The sequence below is a fragment of the Pseudomonas sp. GL-B-26 genome (assembly GCF_019947405.1).
Classification (GTDB): domain Bacteria; phylum Pseudomonadota; class Gammaproteobacteria; order Pseudomonadales; family Pseudomonadaceae; genus Aquipseudomonas.
Window position 1 is genome coordinate 68313 of sequence record NZ_JAGYGJ010000017.1, and the last position, 15364, is coordinate 83676.

The following is a 15364-nucleotide window of genomic DNA, read 5'->3' on the forward strand; positions in this document are numbered from 1 at the left end:
TCAGCGACGGCTTTCGCGATACTGACTCGGCGCCAGACTGGTCAAGGCGCGGAACTGCCGGCTGAACGCGCTGTGATCGGTGTAACCGCAGCGCAGGGCGATCTCGGTGATGGGCAGGTCGGTGTGCAGCAACAGTCGGGAGCCTTCTTCCAGGCGCGCCTTGTGAATCATCTGCCGTGGAGTGAGCTGGAACACCCGTTTGCAATGGCGCTCCAGTTGCGCCACGGAAAACCCGGCGATCGCGGTCAGTTCGGCAAGGCTGATCGGCCGGGCGAAATGGTTGCGGATATGCGCGTCCACCGCCGCGAGTTTCTGGAACGCCGGATGGCTGGACTGTGGCGTTTGCAGGTCGCGGGAGATGCCGGCCAGGCCGACGATCTGACCTTGCAGGTCGCGCAGCGCGAGTTTGTGGGTCAGGCACCAGACCGGTTGGTTACCGTAATACAGGTGCAGTTCGAGTTGGTCGGCCAGTTCGCGGCCGGTGGACAGCACGCGACGATCCTGCTCGGTGTACAGCGGGCCGAAGCGCTCGGGAAAGACCATGTCGGCGGTGCGCCCGAGCAGTTCGTCACTGTGTTTGAAGCCGCAGCGCCGGGCCAGGGTCTGGTTGACGAAGGCGTAGCGGGCATCGCTGTCCTTGATGAAAAACACCACGTCCGACAGGGTGTCGAGCAGCGCCGCGATCGGCTGCAGACTGCTCAGCAGAGTGGGCAGGTCGCAGGGTTTGAAGGTAGTGAGCGAGGCATACATGGCGCTGGGCGTCTGGAGGCAATGCCCGGGATCATAAAGACTCGGCGACGGACCCGAAAGCCCCGAGCCGGCATTCAGGCCGGCGGGGTGTCGTCCAGGCACAACAAGGTCTCGATCCGCGCCGGACTGAAGGGCGGGCGTGGCGCCGAAGGTTGCCAACCGAACAGGTGCTGCAAAGCGCCGCCACACACCCGGCCTTGGCAGGCGCCCATGCCGCAGCGACAGGCCAGTTTGACCTCGCGCCAGTCAGTGTGCCCGGCAAGCAACCCGTAAGACACGTCTTCGCAACGGCACACGAGGGTGTCGGGTTGCGCCAGCGACTTGAGTTGCGGGTCGAGGGTGAATGCTTTGTTGAGGGCCTTGGCGAAACCCTGCCAGCGCGCACGACGCGGCCACAATGCTCGGGCCGATTCAAGGTCACCGACGGCGGCGTGGCCAGCGATGGCGCCTTCGACCAACGCCAGTTCACTGCCACCGAAACCGGTGCATTCACCCGCCGCGTAGTGATCGGCGCGGCGAGTGGCCTGCCAGGCATCGACGGCGATCGCCTGGCCATCGAGTTCGCAGCCCAGAGCCTGGCCGAGCTGGGTATTGGGAATCAGACCGAAGCCGCAAGCCAGGCGATCACATGCCAGTTCGACGATTTTTCCTTGCTGTTGCAGGCGCACACCTTCCAGCCGTTCATTGCCCAGGGCCGCCAGTACATAGGTCCCGGTACGGTAATGGCGGTCGAACAAGGTGACCGACTGCATCAGTTTGTTGGGCCAGCGTGGCAGTTGCGCGGCGAAACCGGCGACGGCGGCCGCGCAGGCCTGCTCGGCGATGCGCAGCACCCGGGCGCCGTTGTGTTTCGCGGTGGCGGCGCTGGCCAGCAATAACGGTCCGCTGCCGGCAATCACAATGCGTTCGTCCTGCACCGGCAGCCCGCCCTTGATCAACGCCTGGAGGCCACCCGCGCCAGTCACGCCGGGCAGCGTCCAGCCGGGGAAGGGCAGCAGTAATTCGCGAGCACCGGTACACAGAATCAGTTTGTCGTAACCGATCAGCCATCCTCGATCGGCGTCTTCGACCAGCAGTTGTTTTGGCCCGGCGCAGGCGATGACCCGAGTGCCGGAGTGGTGGTGGATGTTGCTGCACGCCTCCAGTCGCTCGCGCATCTGACGCGCCGGGTTCGGCAGCTTGGCCTGAGGCCCGTCACGCCAGATTTGCCCGCCCGGCAGCGGGTTGTCATCGAGCAGGGCGATGCGCGCACCGCTTGGCGCTGCAGCGAGCGCGGCGGCCATGCCGGCGGGACCGGCACCGATGATCAGCAGGTCGGCGTATTCGCTCATGCTTGCGTCTCCACGTGCATACCGTCACGGCACAGCGTCTGGCAGGCCAGGCGTCGTCGACCGTCGATGGTCACCCGGCATTCCTGGCAAATGCCCATGCCGCACAGCGGTGCGCGGCGTTGGCCACTGACCGAGGTGCGCGTGCAGCCATCGCCGCTCAGCGCCAGTGCCGCGGCGACGCTGGTGCCCTCGGCAACCCGCAGGGCACGTCCGTCCAGCATCAATTCAGGCATAAACGGGCTCTCCCAGAAAACGTTGCGGCAGATACGGTTGCGCGGCCAGCGGCGGCGTTTCGTCGAACAGCTGCGCGACCAGCAGGTCGGCGGTGCCGGGGGCGGTCGTCACCCCGAGGCCCTCGTGACCGACCGCCAGCCATAAACCTTTGCGTTGTGGATGCTGACCCACCAGCGGCAAGCCGTCGGGGCTGGCAGCGCGAAAACCGGTCCAGGCGCGGATGCCGTTGAGCTGAGCCAGGCCCGGCATGTAGTCGGTGGCACGCCGGAGCATTTTCGCCAGCATCCAGCCCTCGACTTGCGGGTCGGTGGTGCCGAATTGCCGCGAGGCACCGATGAACAATTGTCCGGTCGGCCGGGGCTGAATATTGCACGCCGTCGATGGGCCAGTGGCGTTGTGGGCGCTGGTGACATAACCGAGTTCCACCAGGGTGTGGGTGACTTTGCCGGGATAGCGGTCGGTGATCAGCAAGTGGCCTTTTTTTGGTTCGATCGGCATCTCCGGGCAGAGCTCGTTGGCCTGGATGCCGTTGGCCAGAATCACTGCTTCGGCGCTCAGCCAGTGGCCGTCGTCGAGTCGCACGCGGTTGCCATCGACTTCACTGACCCGCGCCCGGCGTTGGCTGATGTTCGGTGTGTCGAGCATCCAATTAGCCGTCGCCGGCGCATAAAGAATGCCGTCGCCATTGATCAGCAGGCCGCCTTCCAGGCCCGCGCGCAATTCGGGTTCGCGCTGGTGCAAGGCACTGCTGGAGATCAACTCGCAAGCCACGCCTTGGGCCTGCAAATTCAGGTATTTGCTGTGGGCGACGGCCATTTCTTCGGCGTTGGCGGCCAGCCAGAGGGTGCCATTGCAACGGTAGGCGCAGCCGTCGGGCAGGGCCGGCGCGAGTTCGCGCCAGCGTTGCAGGGAGTATTGACTGAGGGCCAGTTCGGCCGGGTTGTCGTCGAGGACCAGCAAATGACCCATGCCCGCCGCCGTAGCGCCGGGCAGGCCGGCGTCCAGCACCAGCACGCGCAAGCCGCGCCCCGCCAGCGCCTGGGCACAAGCGGCGCCGATGATGCCGGCGCCGATCACGATCACATCGGCCACCAGGCCCTCGTTCACGGGCGAATGCCCCAGGCGAACGGGTCGTCCTGTTCGATGATCAGGCTGGCTTCGGCGCTGATAAAGGCGCGGCCGCGAATGGTCGGCACGATGCGTTCGCCCTGAAGTTCGTAGGAACCCTCGAATTCGCTGCCGATGACGCTGGCCTGACGCCAGATCTGTCCCGGCTGCAATTTGTCGTCGGCCGCCAGGCACGCCAGTTTGGCGCTGGTGCCGGTGCCGCAGGGCGAGCGGTCGTAGGCCTTGCCGGGGCAGAGGACGAAGTTGCGGCTGTCGGCCTGCTCGTCATCGGCGAACAGTTCGACATGGTCGATCAAGCCGCCGTCTTCGCCGCGAATCCCCTGAGCCTCCAGTGCTTGCTGCACGGCGAAGGTGTAGGCGGTCAGCACCTCAAGGTTATCGCCGGCAACGCGCAGGCCATGCTCGGCAATCAGGAAAAACCAGTTCCCACCCCAGGCAACATCGCCGGTTACTTGGCCGATCCCCGGCACCTGCAGCGACAGCGCTTTGCGGTAACGGTAGGCCGGCACGTTGCGCACGCTGACCGAATGGTCTTCGTGCAGTGTCGCCTGCACCGTGCCCACCGGGGTTTCGATGCTGTGCACCCCAGGGCCGATCTTGCCCAGATGCGCCAGCGAGGCCACCAGGCCGATGGTGCCGTGGCCGCACATGCCGAGGTAACCGCTGTTGTTGAAGAAAATCACGCCGGCGCAGGCGCTCGGGTCCACCGGCTCACAGAGCAGGGCGCCGACCAGCACGTCACTGCCTCGTGGTTCCAGCACGCAGGCAGCGCGCCAATGATCATGCTGTTCGGCCAGCCGCTGTCGACGTTCGGCCATGCTGCCGCTGCCCAGGTCAGGAAAACCGGCGGTCACCAGGCGGGTCGGTTCGCCGCCGGTGTGGGAGTCGATCACGGTGATGCGTTTCATGGGATGGCCACGTCCGTTCAGATGAGTGAACGAAAGAGTGGCCTGTGCGGGGGCTTGCCGGCTTGATGGTTTTATTCAGTGCCGATGACGAAATCGGCACAGTGCGGCGAAGGGTTAGTGGCTGTGAGGCAGGTGTTCGAACAGGGTTTTGCAGACGCCGGCAATGTGCTCGTCGAGCAACTTCACCGCCAGGTCCACATCACCGGCGCGACAGGCCGCAAGGATTTCCCGGTGTTCGTGATCGGCGCGTTCCTTGCCGGCCGACAGGCTCATCTGCATGCGCAGGTAGCGTTCCAGCTTGTCGTTGACCGAGCGTATCAGGCCGACCAGAAACGGTCGTTGCGCCGGTTCATAGAGACAAGCGTGCAGTTCCCAGTTGAGCTCGGCCCAGCGCCCCACATCATCTTCGCCGATGAACTCCTGGCAGATGCGTTCGGCGCGAGCGAAGGTTTCTTCGGTCATGTTGGGAATGGCCAGGCGCAGCACCTTGTCTTCGAGCAGCATGCGCACTTCGAACATCTGCGCCAGTTCTGCATCGGAAACGCGGGTGACCATCGCCCCGCGATTACGCTGGAACATCACCAGGCCTTCGGCCTCCAGGCGCTTGAGGGCTTCGCGCACCGGAATCTTGCTGACGTTGAACTGGCGGGCGATGTCGTCCTGGCGAATCGGCTCGTCCTCGGCGAAATGCCCGGCGACGATGGCGTCACGCAGATGACGGGTGATGATTTCCGACGTCGAAGGCGAATTGCCAAGGTCGGGAGCGTTGAGTTTTGTCAGGGCCACGGTCGTGATAGTCAGGATTGAATTGCAGATATGGTATACGAATTTTCCCTGGGTGTTCCTTCGTCGATGTCCAGGACCTCCCGCCACTGCAATATCTTCCCGATCCGATGGCAACTGCTACGCTACGTTCTGGCAGCGCACGAGTCGTTCATGGCCATCGAGGTGGCGGGCGACAGGCGGTTACCTGCAAGGAGGCAGGCTGTGGTGATCAAGCACATTGGCAATGCAAGTGCAGACATCGTTCCCGAGCCTCTCGCTCGGGAAGAGGTGGAGCGGGTGCTCGCGCTGTTATTGGCCAGCCCGTTGTTCGCCAAGTCCAGGCGGATGGGCAGCCTGCTGCGCTTTCTGGTCGAGCACGACCTTCAGTTCCCGGATATTCCCCTTACCGAGCACGCCATCGGCATCGCGGTGTTTCGCCGTGATCCGGCGGTCTACTGCACCGGCGATGATCCGGTGGTGCGGGTTCAGGTAGGCCGGTTGCGGCGCAAGCTCGCCAGTCATTACGCCACGTTTGGCCAACAGGATCCGGTGCGTCTGAGCCTACCGGCCGGTTGTTATCGGCTGGCGTACCAGCGACTCAGACTCAAAGGCATCGCTATTCGCCATCCTGTTCTGCAACTCCAACCGTTTACCTGCATCACCCGCGATGGCGACGACTTTACCCGGGGCTTGTGCGAAGAGTTGAGCTGCAGGCTGTTCGAGTCGTTTGAACAGACGCAAACCCGCGTCAGTCATGTGCTGATGAAGGTGCCGCGAAGCAGCGTGAAAACACTGGCCCAAGGGCGGACGGGGCGGGGTAGCTATTCGCTGGAAGGCAGCGTGCGGGTGGAGCCGGCTCGTGTCCGGGCCTCGGTACGCCTGATTGATGTCGCTCAGGGTCGCATTCGCTGGTCAGAGCAGTTTGATCGCAATCGACCGTATGGCATCGCCACTCAGGAAGATCTGGCCGAGTCCATCTGTCAGTCGTTGACGGGGTATTTCGCCCGGGGTGACGGTGACGATTGATGAGCACGGGGGCAACGCGAGGTTGCCCCTGGATGCTGGCGTTACACGATAGTCCAGCTACCGCCAGAGTAGAGGCGGGTCGCACTGTTATCGAAGGTCAGGTCGATTTCGACGGATTGCGAGCGCGAGGTGCTGAACATGGTGCTGGTCTGCACGTTCTGTTCGAACCACACCAGAATGGTCTCGACGGGGGTTAGCACGGTCTGGCCGGTGACTACTTGTGCCGAGGCCACATAGATGGGCGTGCTGATCTGCTTGCCATCGATGCCTGTGGACAATTGGCTGATGCCGGGGTGGATCGCACCGTAGTTGTTCACCAGGGTGATGGAGGTGTCGGGGCCACCGCTCGTCGCCGAACCCAGCAGGCCGGCATTGTCGAGTATCGACTGTTGGCCCAGCCCGATATTGACGAGGTTGGTCGATACATCGACCTGCACGTTGGCCTGGAAAGTGTTGGCGCCGAACAACTGATACTGGGGCGTCCAGCTGAAAGTGCTGTTGCTCAAGTACTGAACGTAGGACTGCCAGACCACGTTGTAGGCTTCATTGCCGACCTTCTTGGCAAAGCACAGCTTGTAGCCTGATTGTTTGAGCTGGGTCAGATCAGCGGAGGCGATCTGGATCTTGACCGACTTTTGGGTGGCGGCCAGGGTTGACGTCAGCACCTTGCTGTAGTCGGTGGTTTTCAGGGCCGTTGGGGCGACGCTCTGGAACGACTTGAAAGCCTCTTGCACGTCTTTGTGCAGTTGCTGGATTTGTTTGCTGACTGCGTTTGACTGACTCATGGTTTCCCTCTTCCTTGGTTGAGTGTTGGACAATCAATGGGCAGCGGGCTTCGAATCCGGCGGACGGTGCCGATGATGTGTCACGACCCTGTAAGCACATTGACGGCTTTACGGTAGGCGGATCGTGCAGTGCGGCGAAGTGTCTTGGCGTTACAGTCAGAAGGGGCATTGGCGCCGGTGCAGATCAGGAAGTAACAGCCGGCGTAACGGTGTTGTATCAACGTTCGGGAAGGTTCCAGCTTTCGCGGATTTGCTCATATTCCGCCTCGGGCATTTGAACCAGCAGAGGGGACTGGCGAGGATCCAGCCAATTGAATAAACGAGAAATATCCGCTTGATCCATGGCGGTGCAACCCAGCGTCGGCGAGGTGGGACCGCGCCAGATGTGGAAGAAAATGCACGAGCCCGAGGTGGGGGACGCCGACGTATTGTGCTCGATGAAAATGCCTTTTCGATACGTGTCGTCATCGCGACGCATTCGTTCGGAGCTGTTCCAGTCTTTCGAAATAGCCGCTCCATCGACCAGCTCGTTATAGCGCTCGGAGTGGCTGTCATCCACGCATTCGATGGTCGAGGTCAGCGCCAGGTAAGGCAGCTTGGTGTTGGCCGTACGGTCGTAGCCAAACGCCGTCCCCAGTTTGAATACCCCGGCAGGTGCTTTGCCATCACCTTCACGTTTGACCGGACCCTCGCGTTGCTCAACGATGCTCAGGCCCTTGCCCCACGCCATTCCGCTCTTGCCGACCACCACCGGAAACGACCCTTCGTATTTTCGAAAGGTGTTCCCTTGTCGTTCATAGCGCTGGGCCGTGCCCTGGATGTCAGTCCAGTTTTTTGTGGTGACCACAATCAGCTGATTGGCGGTGTCGAGAGCGTCGCGTGTACCCAGCGGCGTGATGGGGAAATCCATGACGTTCTTCGGCGAACCTTCGCCGCTGTAGGTGAAGTGCCACCATTCCTTCGAGTACCCGGTAAACCCTTCTTTCTCCATGGCCCTGCTGAGCTTCTGGCGATTGTCCCTGGCGGCAGCGCTGATCGTCGGATTGTCGGTATGCGCACGCTCATCGAAGCAATCGAAACCGGTGCCCATGTCGAGCGCACCGTCGCGCCAACGCTGGCCATAGGGGGCCGTGCAATCGACTTGCCCGGCTGAAGGCGTCCAGCTATCGGCGGGCAGGGCATCGGGCCCGGTCAGTGTCAGGTCCACAGTTGAGCCTTTGGAGTGGTTCGACACCCGGGCCACGTAACCCAGACGCCAGAAGTCCTGTTTGTCCACGCGCGGATAGAACTCGGCCTTGCGCGGGTCACTCGCCTCCGACGCAAAACGCCCCATATCGGCAACGGCACGGCTGGGCCGATAACAGTCAAACACCTTCAAACCGTAACCTTGAGCCCGCAATGCCGTTTGTACCCGAGCGAGGGCCTTGGCGGCGTCCAGCGATAACAGACACTGTGCCGCGGCGTAACCGTCGAGTGGGTGCCCGGTGAAGTTGTGAGCGCTGGCATAGCGAATGTCCTGCTCAATGCCCGGATCAATCGTACGCAGATACACCATGTTCTCGGGTCGAGTCTCTGCACCGGCCATGCCGGGTGTGACAATGCTCAGGCACAGGATCCATCGCAGACAGGTTCGTGTGAGCCAGTTTTGCGGACGGGCTGGAAATGGCGTCGAGAAGGACGGAGGTTTGATTGGGCACAAAGGGCGCATGCGATACCTCCAAAGATTCTGGTTTCTAAACAAGATCATGCAATGACACGAGTCGGTGACAGTATCAATGCTCGACCCGCTTTCCACTGCTGTAAAAGGCTCAGTCTCGCTAAGAGGTGTGAGTAGGTCGTGGAAGCGGCTACGATGGACTGCAATCGACTCCGAGCGGACGTTGAAGCCCTCGCAAGAGACGAGTGAGCGAAGCGAACGACTTGAACCGTTTTTAGGCGTACAAGCCATACCCTGCCGCGATGATCAGCGGAGAAACCAGCAGCATTGCCCAGAACCCCGATTTTGGAACAGCAATGACGCAAATGATCGAGATCATAAGCACATAGATGCCAACCATTTTAAGTAGCGCGAGATCGCCAACGGCTACGGCGTGAATCGCTGTCTGCCCTGCGAGCATAAAAAGCGGCCCCAGCATGGTAAACCAGAGGGCAGTACGCCGATCTTCGTGCGCTCTGAACTGGTCAACGAAGCCAGAGCCTACAGCGGCGGCGAATGCTGTTTTGAACTTGATGATACCGAATGGAATATGGAGGACGCCCAGGGCGAACAGGGTCCATGCGACGATGTTTGACATGTCTTATACGCTCCGTACGGTAAGGTTGGATAAGTGCCTAACGTTTGTTTAAGGGCGCGCGGCACGGTCCCAGCTTTATCGCGCAGCGTCCAGCAACCGAAGAGAGCGACAGTGAGTGCATTGTCAGACCGGGTCCTCGCGGTACGTGCCATCGGAATACCTGGCCCAAATAGACTTGTAAATTTCAGTGGTGTTTAAGATGCTTAGATCAGCTCTCAGGGGAAATGATCGAGTCTGGACTGGGTTCAGCCTCTAGTTTCAATCGGTCAGCTTTACTAATGTATTTAGACTTGCTTGGCGGTGCCAATTTGGCACTGGCCTTTTTTGCGTGAGCCTTTAATAACTGCTGTATTTTTTTACGACGATTCATGTTTTCCGCTCGGCTTATCAGTTCTTGAATGATGATACCAGCAGCACCCGCTACAGCCCAAAGCAGACATTCACCGCCGCATCTCTCAGGCAAACGCAGCCTCGACAAATGCCTCCAGCGCCTTTTCTTCCAGGATCTCGATAGAGAAGTGCCCGAAGCGCTTGGGCAACCAGATGATGCGTGTCCCGGACGGGGATTGCAGGTTTGCGCGGGCCAATGGCTCTCCGTTTTCATCTTCTGGCTGAACACCGGCGACCATCAATTCGTCATAGGCCTTCTCGATGTCCGGTGTCGAGTAGCAGTGGCGATAAATCATCCCCTCGCCCGAGGAGTCCAATAGCTCCTTCAGGTTCCCCGCCAACGGCTGCACCAACATGAATCGCTCTTGGCCGATCAGCGCAATCGCGTAGCGTACGTGCAGTCCACCTCGTTCCCAGACGAGCGTTTTGGAGATCCTGGCATTAAGTATCTGCGCATAGTAAGCACAGGCTTCCTCGAGGTTCTTGACCAGTACATCGACGTGACTGAATTTCAGTTCCATTGCATGCCTCCTGCCACATTTGCAGTGGCACGCGAACTCTATTTATTCAGTTACCCAATTTAGCTCATGACTTAGACCCGCCACGGTGGAAGAGCCCCTTCGAAAAGTGAAAAGGCTCGATGCAGGAAACTGTTGAAGCGAGCGGCATCACGCCGCAGCCCTGCCTGTTGACCACCAATCAGGCACAGATGGGCCACCTGACCAATTACTTCTGCTTCGCCTGGCATATGGACCAAGCGGCGGCACGTCCGTATCGCGAAGTCCAGTCGTCTTGTGTCAACACGCTGCTGAAACTCGCCTACCAACGGATCGTGCAGCGACCAGGCTCGGATGGAAACTTCCCGCCCAGGTTGTTTCTCAGCGGCAATACTCAAGTAGCGTTTCAAGGTTTCGCCCACGCTACGACCCTGCGCCGCATAAGCGAGCATGCGCTCCGTGTAGTCTTCTTCCCAAGCGGCCAGCAAGGTGCGGACAAAGTCTTCGCGATTGCGGAAATGGTGATAGAACGATCCGCGGGTCACTTTCAATCGGCGCGATAGACTCTCGGCCGAAACGCCAATATGCCCTATTTGGTCGAGGGCCTCAAAACCAGCCGCGATCCAATGGTTACGAGTTAGTTTTCTCACCAGTTATTTCGCTCCATATTTAGCGCCATACAGACTGTGTATGGTGCGCAACCGATTGATACGCTGCGAACACCAGCAAAGATGGCCGTTGCGTTTTGCACGCCAGCACTTTTCATGGAGCTCGCCTTGAAGAAAATCGTTCTGGTTGCTTTCGACCAATTCACTGATATCGACCTATTCCTGATGTGGGACATTTTAGGCCGCAACACTGAGGACTGGCACGTCCGAATATTGGGTTCTAGCTCTATCGTGCGATCGGCGCACGGCCTGCCTGTTTCGGTGCACGGTCCGCTTTCCGAGGCCAATAGTGCCGACGCGGTATTGTTCGTCAGCGGCAAGGAAGGGATACCCGCTGCACTTGCCGCCCCAGATTTCCTGCCGTCGTTTGAACTTGACTCCAGACGCCAGCGAATCGGCTCCATATGCGCCGGAACTTTCATTCTCGAACGGCTTGGACTGCTCAGCGGCCAAGCAACTACACACCCGGATGCACGATCGAGCTTGCACGCTCTGGGACTTGAGCCCGTGGACCAGCCTCTTGTATGCCAGGGGAACGTTGCAACCGCTGGCGGATGCCTTTCGGCGCTCTATCTGGTGGGATGGTTGGTTGAATCCTGGTTCGATGTCGACAAGCGCCGTGCGACGTTGCTCCCTGTTCTGCCAGCTGGGCAGCAAGAGCTCTATGATGCCTTGATCGGGTTCAGTATTCGACAAGGAGCGTTATACGACAAACCATCGCAACAAGAAACGCGACATGGCATGTCGACTAATTGGTAGTTAGAACTCAGGAGAGATCCCCGATGCCCAGAGAATTTGAGCTCATTATGTCCGTGCCAGTCCCCTCGAGGTCCGGCATCACCCACCTTTACAAGTCGATGAACCTGGCGGACGCTTTTGCGATTCGGCTCCCTGCGGGCACATCTGGCAATCCAGATTTGCTAGCTCGATTCATCTTTTCCCACCAGCCATCCTGGATCGGATGGCTCACGAAAGTCCGAGACACTATTGTTGCCTGTTTTGGTCTCAAGACAGCCAAACACTTGGCAACACTTGCTAATCGGATTGGAATCTTCAAGGTCTACAGCACGAACCAGACTGAAATCGTGTTGGGAGAGGACGACAAGCACCTCGACTTCCGGATATCGATCCTATGTTCTGGAGAGGTAGAGCCAGAAGGCAGTCGCCAACTCGTTTTTTCAACCGTGGTCGAGTGCCACAACCGTCTAGGCCGGGCCTACATCTTCGTCATTGCCCCACTTCACCGTTTGGTTGTTAAGGCCAGTCTCCTGCGTGCAGCGCGCATCGGCTGGCCTCTGGCTACCTGCCCCTAAGGCTGAGAGCGCTGTGTGCCCCCTGAGGTGCCACTGCGAAGCGACCCGGCAAACAACCAGTTTGAGCGCCCAAGTGCCCATGGTCGGATTTGGTTCTCGACTTGATTATTGTCAATGGGCACGGCCCCGTCTTCCAAGTAGCGCGTCAACGCTACCCAGCGTTTAAGGCTGTAATCCAGAGCTTTGGCCGTTGCTGATCCATTGGGCACGAGATCGCGCTGGGCCAGCATCCAGTCATGCAGCGTTTTGATGATTGGGGCTGCCTTTTCCTGGCGTATTCGCAAACGATCCTCATCGCTCATGTCTCGAGCTTGGCGTTCACCCCTTCAAGTCTAAACATACAAGCGAGCTTGCTCGCTCCCACAGGTCCGTATTTTTTTGGCTATGACAATCAGCTTCCAGCCCGTTTATTCAACGCCTCTTCCGCCGCCGCAATTTCAGCCTGACGCTTGACGATCATGTCTCCTATCGGCGGACCCTGGAAGCGTCGGGCTTCAAAACCGAACCAGACGATGGCCGTCAGCACCAGAAAGCCGATGGTGATGTACAACGCCCATTCGTTCGGTGGCTGGATACCGATGACGAAAATGATCACCATCGAGAGGATCGAGAGGAGGGCGAACACCGAGTACCAGAAGCGCCCCATGTTCCACGGCCCCATGGTTGGCCACTTCGACGTCCCGAAGGTAAACAGGCCCAGGATGATGGGAATGACGAAGGAGAAGAACAGGAAGATCACCGTGCAGGACACCACGATGGTATAGACCGGCGTTTCACCGATCGAGATCACCGACGATCCCCAGACGAACAACACCGCGAGGGTGGCCCCGGTCCAGATCGCCGCCACCGGGCTGCGAAGGGTCGGCGAGACCGAGGACAGCGCTTTGGAGAAGGGCAGGCCGCCGTCACGGGAGAATGCGAAGATCATGCGTGAGACCGAGGTCACGGTCGCCAACCCGCAAAGAAATTGCGAGATGAAAATCGCCACATAAAGCGCCAACTTCACAGTCGGATTGACCTGGGTGTCCATGGCCCAGAAAAACACGGTCCAGCCATGCTTCGCCGCCTCGTCCATGCTCGGCAGCATCAGCACAAACGAACTGAGCATGACCCAGCCGAACAGCAACGACCAGACCACCGACATGACCATGCCGCGTGGCACCGACATGGCCGCATTCCGGGTCTCCTCGGAGGTGTGTGCGGAAGCGTCATAGCCGGTGATGGTATAGATCGGCAACAGCAGGCCGAGCATGAAAATCCAGCCGTTCGACACCTGTGGCCAGACGCTGCCGCCAGCCTCGCCGGAGTAGTTGCTGAAGGTCCATAACCGGGCGAACTCATAGCTGGGTGCAGAGATCAGGCAAACGATGGTCAGCGCGAGCGCCGTGGCGAAGATCAGATACCCCGAGAAGTCGGTGAGCTTCGCGGTCAGGCCGATACCCAGGTGGTTACACAAGGCCTGGAGACCGGTCAGGATCGCCAGGAAAATCACCCGGGTCGTGGTGGTGTCCTCCATTCCCAGCGCCGGTCCGAAGGCGCCGAAAAAGAAGTAATAGGTGCCGACGTTGATCGCACCGAGCACTGTGACCAACCCCAGCAGGTTGAACCACGCTGTCAGCCAGCCGGTGAAGCGGTTACCGAGAATCGAGCCCCAGTGATAGAGGCCGCCAGCGGTAGGGTAGGCCGAGGAAATCTGCGCCATGGCCATGGCGAAAACCCCGGAGATCAGGCAACCGATCGGCCAGCCGATGCCGATTGACGCACCGCCTGCACCCGAGGTGCCCTGGGCGAGTGAATTGATACCACCCGAGAGGATGCAGATGATCGAAAAGGAAATGGCAAAGTTGGAGAAAACGCCCATGCGTCGCGAGAGCTGCTGGGCATAGCCCATGTTGTGCAGCACCTTGACGTCATCGTCTTGCGGCGTGCTCGTGCCGGGCTGGCTTGCTGGATTCATGTTGTGTGCCCCTCAGGTTTTGATACGCATCCATCCGGGTTTTACGTAGCCGGATGGGCTGGCCTTCAACCCCTTGTCGTACTGCTCCTGTTTCTTGCGGATAAATCCCGCCCATGCTGCGCGTTCGCACCTTGGCCATGGACAGACAACTGCTCTACAGACGGCCGTGGTACGCCGCCTCGAAAATTTCTGCCGCGCCATTTCGGGTCAATGGCAGCGGATTGCCGCCGGCGCAAGGGTCGACAATCGCCATGTCCGCGATCAGGTCGGCCTGCCGGTCATCCACTCCCAGCTCAACCAGCGTATGGGGCACGCCGATGTCCTTGCGCAACTTGAGGACGAAGGCCAGAAAACTGTCGAAGCCGGGTGAGGGCAGACGCAAATAAGCCGCGAGGCGGGTGATGCGTTCCTCGATGGCCGGGCGATTGAACTTCAGGACATAGGGCATGAACGTGGCGTTGGTCATGCCGTGATGGGTGTCGTACAGGGCGCCCACCGGATGTGAGAGGGCGTGCATCCCGCCCAGACCTTTCTGGAAAGCGGTAGCGCCCATCGCGGCAGCCGCAAGCATTTCCGCGCGCGCCTCCAGGTCCGAGGGTGTGTGTACGGCTCGCACCAGGGCATTGGCGACCAGGCGCATGCCTTCCACCGCAATGCCTTCGGCCATGGGGTGAAAACCGGGGGCGCAATACGATTCCAGACAATGCGCAAACGCATCCATGCCGGTGCCCGCGGTGACCTTGGCCGGCATGCCGACGGTGAGCGCCGGGTCGCTGATGACCACGCGCGGCATCATCTTCGGGTGGAAGATGATGCGTTTGGTGTGCGTACGCTCATCGATGATCACCGCGGCACGGCCCACCTCGGAGCCGGTACCTGCCGTGGTCGGCACCGCAATGATCGGGGCGATGCTGCCTTCGTCGGCGCGGGTCCAGTAGTCGCCGATGTCTTCGAAATCCCACACCGGGCGGGTCTGGCCGCTCATGAAGGCGATGAGCTTGCCCATGTCCAGGCCACTGCCGCCGCCGAAGGCGACTACGCCATCGTGTTTACCGGCTCGCCAGGCGTCGAGCCCGCCCGCCAGATTGGCTTCGACCGGATTGGGTTTAAGGTCGCAGAACAGCGCGACGCCAAGGCCGGCGGCGCGCAAGGCGTCCAGCGCTGCAGCGGTGATCGGGGCTCGTGCCAGGCCACTGTCGGTGACCAGCAACGGTCGCTGGATCCCTTGGCTGCGGCAGGTCTCGGCGAGCTCGGCGATGCGGCCGACACCGAAGCGGATGCTTGTGGGGTAGTTCCAGTTCGCGGTCAGGCTCATGGC

General features: G+C 60.3%; 17 protein-coding genes and 1 pseudogene. 3 read left to right on the plus strand and 15 right to left on the minus strand.

Annotated elements, in window-relative coordinates; translation table 11 throughout:
* The 6 genes from KGB23_RS13505 to KGB23_RS13530 all read right to left on the minus strand — a co-directional run bounded on the left by KGB23_RS13505 (position 1) and on the right by KGB23_RS13530 (position 5137).
* Positions 1 to 750, minus strand: a complete 750-nt coding sequence (locus KGB23_RS13505; RefSeq protein ID WP_223431432.1) for an AraC family transcriptional regulator — start codon at positions 748 to 750, stop codon at positions 1 to 3.
* A 74-nt stretch (positions 751 to 824) separates the two neighbouring features.
* Positions 825 to 2081 (minus strand): FAD/NAD(P)-binding oxidoreductase, encoded by a 1257-nt coding sequence (locus KGB23_RS13510; protein WP_223431433.1) that lies wholly within the window; start codon positions 2079 to 2081, stop codon positions 825 to 827.
* Positions 2078 to 2314, minus strand: coding sequence for a (2Fe-2S)-binding protein (locus KGB23_RS13515; protein WP_008157207.1), 237 nt, complete (start codon positions 2312 to 2314; stop codon positions 2078 to 2080). The genes KGB23_RS13510 and KGB23_RS13515 overlap by 4 nt, the downstream gene beginning before the upstream one ends.
* Positions 2307 to 3422 carry an FAD-dependent oxidoreductase gene (locus KGB23_RS13520; RefSeq protein WP_317851615.1) on the minus strand — a complete coding sequence of 372 codons (1116 nt, stop codon included), beginning with the start codon at positions 3420 to 3422 and terminating at the stop codon, positions 2307 to 2309. Before KGB23_RS13520 ends, KGB23_RS13515 begins: the two co-directional genes overlap by 8 nt.
* On the minus strand, positions 3419 to 4351 hold the full coding sequence (locus KGB23_RS13525) for a 4-hydroxyproline epimerase (RefSeq protein ID WP_223431434.1): 933 nt from the start codon (positions 4349 to 4351) through the stop codon (positions 3419 to 3421). The genes KGB23_RS13520 and KGB23_RS13525 overlap by 4 nt, the downstream gene beginning before the upstream one ends.
* A gap of 114 nt (positions 4352 to 4465) precedes the next feature.
* Complete coding sequence (locus KGB23_RS13530; protein WP_185049412.1) at positions 4466 to 5137, minus strand: GntR family transcriptional regulator; 672 nt, start codon at positions 5135 to 5137, stop codon at positions 4466 to 4468.
* Between the two features lie 201 nt (positions 5138 to 5338).
* Between KGB23_RS13530 and KGB23_RS13535 the strand changes: the two genes are divergently transcribed.
* On the plus strand, positions 5339 to 6142 hold the full coding sequence (locus KGB23_RS13535) for a hypothetical protein (protein ID WP_223431435.1): 804 nt from the start codon (positions 5339 to 5341) through the stop codon (positions 6140 to 6142).
* A 41-nt stretch (positions 6143 to 6183) separates the two neighbouring features.
* On the opposite strand, the gene KGB23_RS13540 is transcribed toward KGB23_RS13535, so the two are convergent.
* The 6 genes from KGB23_RS13540 to KGB23_RS13565 form a co-directional block, all read right to left on the minus strand.
* Positions 6184 to 6927 carry a hypothetical protein gene (locus KGB23_RS13540; RefSeq protein ID WP_150657342.1) on the minus strand — a complete coding sequence of 248 codons (744 nt, stop codon included), beginning with the start codon at positions 6925 to 6927 and terminating at the stop codon, positions 6184 to 6186.
* Between the two features lie 217 nt (positions 6928 to 7144).
* On the minus strand, positions 7145 to 8635 hold the full coding sequence (locus KGB23_RS13545; RefSeq protein WP_223431436.1) for a M15 family metallopeptidase: 1491 nt from the start codon (positions 8633 to 8635) through the stop codon (positions 7145 to 7147).
* Positions 8636 to 8858: 223 nt separating this feature from the next.
* A complete protein-coding gene (locus tag KGB23_RS13550; RefSeq protein WP_223431437.1) occupies positions 8859 to 9221 on the minus strand; it encodes a DUF6463 family protein in 363 nt (120 codons plus the stop codon).
* Positions 9222 to 9429: 208 nt separating this feature from the next.
* Positions 9430 to 9591, minus strand: a complete 162-nt coding sequence (locus KGB23_RS13555) for a DUF2986 domain-containing protein (protein WP_223431438.1) — start codon at positions 9589 to 9591, stop codon at positions 9430 to 9432.
* Positions 9592 to 9676: 85 nt separating this feature from the next.
* On the minus strand, positions 9677 to 10132 hold the full coding sequence (locus KGB23_RS13560) for a VOC family protein (protein WP_223431439.1): 456 nt from the start codon (positions 10130 to 10132) through the stop codon (positions 9677 to 9679).
* Between the two features lie 71 nt (positions 10133 to 10203).
* Positions 10204 to 10758, minus strand: coding sequence for a TetR/AcrR family transcriptional regulator (locus tag KGB23_RS13565; protein WP_223431440.1), 555 nt, complete (start codon positions 10756 to 10758; stop codon positions 10204 to 10206).
* A 126-nt stretch (positions 10759 to 10884) separates the two neighbouring features.
* Between KGB23_RS13565 and KGB23_RS13570 the strand changes: the two genes are divergently transcribed.
* Both KGB23_RS13570 and KGB23_RS13575 read left to right on the plus strand, forming a co-directional pair.
* Positions 10885 to 11535: a DJ-1/PfpI family protein gene (locus tag KGB23_RS13570; RefSeq protein WP_223431441.1), complete on the plus strand. Its 651-nt coding sequence runs from the start codon at positions 10885 to 10887 to the stop codon at positions 11533 to 11535.
* Between the two features lie 23 nt (positions 11536 to 11558).
* Complete coding sequence (locus tag KGB23_RS13575) at positions 11559 to 12089, plus strand: DUF2867 domain-containing protein (protein ID WP_223431442.1); 531 nt, start codon at positions 11559 to 11561, stop codon at positions 12087 to 12089.
* 29 nt (positions 12090 to 12118) lie between these two features.
* Here the strand turns inward: KGB23_RS13575 and KGB23_RS13580 are convergent.
* The 3 genes and pseudogenes from KGB23_RS13580 to KGB23_RS13590 form a co-directional block, all read right to left on the minus strand.
* A pseudogene (locus tag KGB23_RS13580) lies at positions 12119 to 12409 on the minus strand (IS66 family transposase); the annotation flags it as partial.
* A 71-nt stretch (positions 12410 to 12480) separates the two neighbouring features.
* Positions 12481 to 14046 carry an amino acid permease gene (locus tag KGB23_RS13585; RefSeq protein ID WP_223431443.1) on the minus strand — a complete coding sequence of 522 codons (1566 nt, stop codon included), beginning with the start codon at positions 14044 to 14046 and terminating at the stop codon, positions 12481 to 12483.
* A 154-nt stretch (positions 14047 to 14200) separates the two neighbouring features.
* Positions 14201 to 15361, minus strand: coding sequence for an iron-containing alcohol dehydrogenase (locus KGB23_RS13590; protein ID WP_223431444.1), 1161 nt, complete (start codon positions 15359 to 15361; stop codon positions 14201 to 14203).
* Positions 15362 to 15364 lie beyond the last annotated feature (3 nt).

Bases quoted from the DNA above. Each gene is read 5' to 3' on its own strand.
- KGB23_RS13525 (WP_223431434.1), bottom strand. From the start codon at position 4,351: ATGAAACGCATCACCGTGATCGACTCCCACACCGGCGGCGAACCGACC.
- KGB23_RS13505 (WP_223431432.1), bottom strand. From the start codon at position 750: ATGTATGCCTCGCTCACTACCTTCAAACCCTGCGACCTGCCCACTCTG.
- KGB23_RS13585 (WP_223431443.1), bottom strand. From the start codon at position 14,046: ATGAATCCAGCAAGCCAGCCCGGCACGAGCACGCCGCAAGACGATGAC.
- KGB23_RS13560 (WP_223431439.1), bottom strand. From the start codon at position 10,132: ATGGAACTGAAATTCAGTCACGTCGATGTACTGGTCAAGAACCTCGAG.
- KGB23_RS13545 (WP_223431436.1), bottom strand. From the start codon at position 8,635: ATGCGCCCTTTGTGCCCAATCAAACCTCCGTCCTTCTCGACGCCATTT.
- KGB23_RS13555 (WP_223431438.1), bottom strand. From the start codon at position 9,591: ATGAATCGTCGTAAAAAAATACAGCAGTTATTAAAGGCTCACGCAAAA.
- KGB23_RS13510 (WP_223431433.1), bottom strand. From the start codon at position 2,081: ATGAGCGAATACGCCGACCTGCTGATCATCGGTGCCGGTCCCGCCGGC.
- KGB23_RS13575 (WP_223431442.1), top strand. From the start codon at position 11,559: ATGCCCAGAGAATTTGAGCTCATTATGTCCGTGCCAGTCCCCTCGAGG.
- KGB23_RS13540 (WP_150657342.1), bottom strand. From the start codon at position 6,927: ATGAGTCAGTCAAACGCAGTCAGCAAACAAATCCAGCAACTGCACAAA.
- KGB23_RS13515 (WP_008157207.1), bottom strand. From the start codon at position 2,314: ATGCCTGAATTGATGCTGGACGGACGTGCCCTGCGGGTTGCCGAGGGC.
- KGB23_RS13550 (WP_223431437.1), bottom strand. From the start codon at position 9,221: ATGTCAAACATCGTCGCATGGACCCTGTTCGCCCTGGGCGTCCTCCAT.
- KGB23_RS13590 (WP_223431444.1), bottom strand. From the start codon at position 15,361: ATGAGCCTGACCGCGAACTGGAACTACCCCACAAGCATCCGCTTCGGT.